Source organism: Paracoccus laeviglucosivorans (assembly GCF_900182695.1).
GTDB classification, from domain to species: domain Bacteria; phylum Pseudomonadota; class Alphaproteobacteria; order Rhodobacterales; family Rhodobacteraceae; genus Paracoccus; species Paracoccus laeviglucosivorans.
In genome coordinates, this window is sequence record NZ_FXTK01000061.1 from 1 (window position 1) to 3,303 (window position 3,303).

General features: G+C 58.4%; 6 protein-coding genes. 4 read left to right on the plus strand and 2 right to left on the minus strand.

Going from position 1 to position 3,303, the window contains the following annotated elements; all coding sequences use genetic code 11:
* Window positions 1–200: 200 nt before the first annotated feature.
* Together FN835_RS20915 and FN835_RS20920 are read right to left on the minus strand one after the other, a co-directional pair.
* Window positions 201–383 (minus strand): hypothetical protein, encoded by a 183-nt coding sequence (locus tag FN835_RS20915; protein WP_142665160.1) that lies wholly within the window; start codon window positions 381–383, stop codon window positions 201–203.
* A 96-nt stretch (window positions 384–479) separates the two neighbouring features.
* Window positions 480–989 carry a helix-turn-helix transcriptional regulator gene (locus FN835_RS20920; protein ID WP_185958796.1) on the minus strand — a complete coding sequence of 170 codons (510 nt, stop codon included), beginning with the start codon at window positions 987–989 and terminating at the stop codon, window positions 480–482.
* Window positions 990–1,224: 235 nt separating this feature from the next.
* On the opposite strand from FN835_RS20920, the gene FN835_RS20925 reads away from it, so the two are divergent.
* The 4 genes from FN835_RS20925 to FN835_RS21745 form a co-directional block, all read left to right on the plus strand.
* Window positions 1,225–1,434 (plus strand): hypothetical protein, encoded by a 210-nt coding sequence (locus FN835_RS20925; RefSeq protein ID WP_142665162.1) that lies wholly within the window; start codon window positions 1,225–1,227, stop codon window positions 1,432–1,434.
* Window positions 1,435–1,490: 56 nt separating this feature from the next.
* Window positions 1,491–2,111, plus strand: coding sequence for an acyl-homoserine-lactone synthase (locus FN835_RS20930; RefSeq protein ID WP_185958797.1), 621 nt, complete (start codon window positions 1,491–1,493; stop codon window positions 2,109–2,111).
* Window positions 2,112–2,339: 228 nt separating this feature from the next.
* Complete coding sequence (locus tag FN835_RS21740; RefSeq protein WP_246098836.1) at window positions 2,340–2,744, plus strand: hypothetical protein; 405 nt, start codon at window positions 2,340–2,342, stop codon at window positions 2,742–2,744.
* 310 nt (window positions 2,745–3,054) lie between these two features.
* The coding region (locus FN835_RS21745) for a lytic transglycosylase domain-containing protein (RefSeq protein ID WP_342778605.1) at window positions 3,055–3,303 on the plus strand (249 nt) is incomplete at its 3' end.

The following is a 3,303-nucleotide window of genomic DNA, read 5'->3' on the forward strand; positions in this document are numbered from 1 at the left end:
GCCAACGGACACCCGCAAAGCCGCATCGACGACCTGCTGCCGTGGAACTTCAGGCCGTCAAGCTAAGCTAACCGTGATGGCCAGCGAACGCTTACAATGCAAATGCCACGGACCTCCAAAAGTGATTTGATCGCGGCATCAAACATATCCATCACTTGTCGCGCAAACTATAGATACGTTAGAACGCTTTCAGCGGACCTTCAACCCTCGCTTGCAGTTGGCCTGCCGATTTGAATCGACTTGTCCAGAGAGAAGGAGAAATTTTCAGGGATAAACAGAAGGGTAAACTCGCCGTTGTCCCATTCATATAGCCAGCCTGTCTGGCCATCACGATCCACCTTTTCGAAGGGCCGTGCGCGTTTCGCAACTGTATGATTAGTCATTCTGCCCTCATCCGTTCTCCGACCCGTCATGCCTTTGTCGGATCGATGAAGGAAAGGAAAATGTGAATGCGATGTCCCCAAGGACAATCTAATCGGTTAGATCAACCGCGCCGCAGTGGCAAAATGCACCGCCTCAGTCAGGTTCTTGGCATTGAGCTTCTCGCGCGCTCGAGACTGGCGCTGCTTGATCGTGCTGACGCTGACATCCTGCTCTACCGCCGACTCCGCCTGATCTTTGCCGGCGCTGGCCGCACGAAGCACCTCGATCTCTGTCTCCGTCAGATGCGGAATCCCGTCCATGACACAGCGTGTCCAGACGCTGAAGCGTTGCTCGAGATTCTGGATTTCGGCATCGCTAAGTTCGCGATCGGATCGCGACACCGTCATGAAGTGCCGTTTTCGATCATATTCCGTCGAGAAGACCGCCCCGTATTTGAGCCCGTATCTGCCTGCGCGTTCCAGAACGCCGTGGCGGTCCGGGTCGCCAATTTCGGACCAGCGCACCGCACCCGTTTGGGCGGTAAACCAAAGTACGACCGGATCGCGGATCAGCAGTGCGTCGTTGCTGTACTTGCGGCGCCACGCTTTGGGGAAGGTGTTTTCCATGAACATTACCCCCTCGTCCATTGTGTAGCCAAATCCAAAAATATGGCCCGCGGATGCTGTACCGCGAAGGGCCTCCATCTCCAGCTCGTACGCTGGAATAAGCGTCGATAGCATAGGTTATCCAAATGTTCTGTACCAATAGACAGGACCTTCAGACAACTGGGGTGGTGTGTCGACCCCAAGGCTGTTTGGTTGGCGAGAAATCGCCGGTGCAGAGAACAAAAGGATGAATAACATGATGGGCTTGCATCGGAATCTCGAGCTGAAGTTCCAAGCCGAGATCAGCCTGAGTATGGCACAGGCGCTGCTGCAAGCCTTCGAAGGCCGGAGCGAAGAGCAGACGCTGATCTTGGAGAGCCGCGATTTCGGCCTGTGGCTTCTCGACCAGAAAACCGGCATCCGGATGTGCCTCGGATCCGCCGTTCCGTTAGGTGGTAAATGTTAAATCATGCAGAGCCCAATACATCTCAAGCCGTGCCTCGCTTATCGACAGGGAGGGAGGTGCAAATCAGCATTCTCCGATTTCCGCAAGACGCCAACCGTTGGAATCTTGTCGGCGCATATCTGACACTGCGCCGCGACGTCTTCATCGAACGGAAGGATTGGTCGCTTTGGCAGGCGGAAGATCTGGAGTTCGAGCAATATGACAGCTTCGATACAACCTATGTCATCGCCCATATCGGTATTGAGGTGGTCGGAGGTGGCAGGCTCCGGCGTGCAGATCAGCGGACAGGCCATGGGAACTATCGATATAGCTATATGATCCGCGACGCCGTCTTGGGAATGTTGCCCGGGCTGCCGCGCGAGCTTTGTTTCGATCCGCCACCGGTAGACCCGTCCACATGGGAGTTGACCCGCTTCGTCAACACCGCCGGCGCCGGGATCGCAAACGCCATGCTGGGCGCAATCAACGATTTTCTCTTCGCCAGCGATGCCAAGTCGTGCCTGTGTCTGGGGTCACCTGCCTTTCTCCGCATGGCCCGTCGCGTCGGGTGGCAAGCGCGCGAGATGGGGCCGGTCTGCGGCAATAAAGATGGCCGGTTTCTTGTCTTCGATCTCTCGGTCGTCGATCCGGCCCGCCTGAAGGACACAGGTCTCGGCATCGATCGGCCGCTCGGCTGACCTGACCGAACCCGCGGCATTCGTCGCGAGCGATGACGACAGAACCGCCCGGGCGAACCGGTCGCGGCAAACGGCGTAGGATCATCCCATGCGCCGTTTCTCTTGGAATGTAGCACTCCAGCGTTTATCAGCTAACAAGTGCTGCATCTATTTTTTACAAAATTATAGCTTGCGCGCTTACTATAGAAATGTGATCCTGACGTCAGCAATGATGTCAGGCAGCCTTGTATGGAGCGCCTGACGGTGAGCAACGACAGAAGAATCCCGTCTGATGTGGTTACAATCGCAGGACTTCAGGAAGTTTTGGATCAGGGCTGGCAGTTGCATGTCATCTGCCAGCAGGACCCTGAGCTTCGTGGTTATCAATGGTACGGCAGCTGGTATCTCGTCGCAGTTTCGCCCGATCAGGACGAATTCGTGGTGCTGGTCACCGCGCGCGACCACGCGAGAGAACGCCAGCGCGCCAAAAAGGAAGGCCGCGAAGAGCGCCGCAAGCCCGGTGACATTGCCTATCGCGAGATCAAGACAGCGATTGGGGTTACCAGTCTTCTCATGGAGCTGGGATTTAAAGTCTCAGCCTACCCTATTCGAGCTGGCGAGAGCCTGGCCTTGCCCGCAGCGGGACGCGCATAGGATCCCGTTCCTCGTCGGTACAGTTGCTATTATTGGCCTTCTCGCCGCCACCCCGGCCAGCGCCGATGTCATCCGCTTCGGGACGGCTGCACAATCTGCGCCCGATGTCACCAGCGTCCAGCGCTTCCGCAACGCACGCAATTTCGTCGCCCCGAACGCTGGCACTGCCACTTCCCTCTCGGGCAACGAGACCGACCTGCGCCAGGCGCTGCGTCAGGCCTCCGGTGCTGCTCCGAACAAGCCCCTGCGCGCGCCCCGCATCCAATCCAGCATCGATCGCACGGCGGCACGTTACCAGCACCACCCGGCGTTGCGCTCCTCTGGCCTCTCGCCGCGGCAATGGCAGGCGCTCTTCCAGGCGATGATCTGGCAGGAATCCCGCTTCGACCCGCGGGCTCGCAGCCCGAAGGGCGCCATGGGGCTCACGCAACTCATGCCGGGGACCGCGCAATTGCTCGGCGTCGATCCGCGCGATCCGATGCAGAACCTTGATGGCGGCGCCCGCTATCTGCTGGCACAGCTCCAAGCGTTCCGCAGCCCGATGCTGGCCCTGGCGGCC

Bases quoted from the DNA above. Each gene is read 5' to 3' on its own strand.
- FN835_RS20915 (WP_142665160.1), bottom strand. From the start codon at position 383: ATGACTAATCATACAGTTGCGAAACGCGCACGGCCCTTCGAAAAGGTG.
- FN835_RS20920 (WP_185958796.1), bottom strand. From the start codon at position 989: ATGGAAAACACCTTCCCCAAAGCGTGGCGCCGCAAGTACAGCAACGAC.
- FN835_RS21740 (WP_246098836.1), top strand. From the start codon at position 2,340: ATGGAGCGCCTGACGGTGAGCAACGACAGAAGAATCCCGTCTGATGTG.
- FN835_RS20925 (WP_142665162.1), top strand. From the start codon at position 1,225: ATGATGGGCTTGCATCGGAATCTCGAGCTGAAGTTCCAAGCCGAGATC.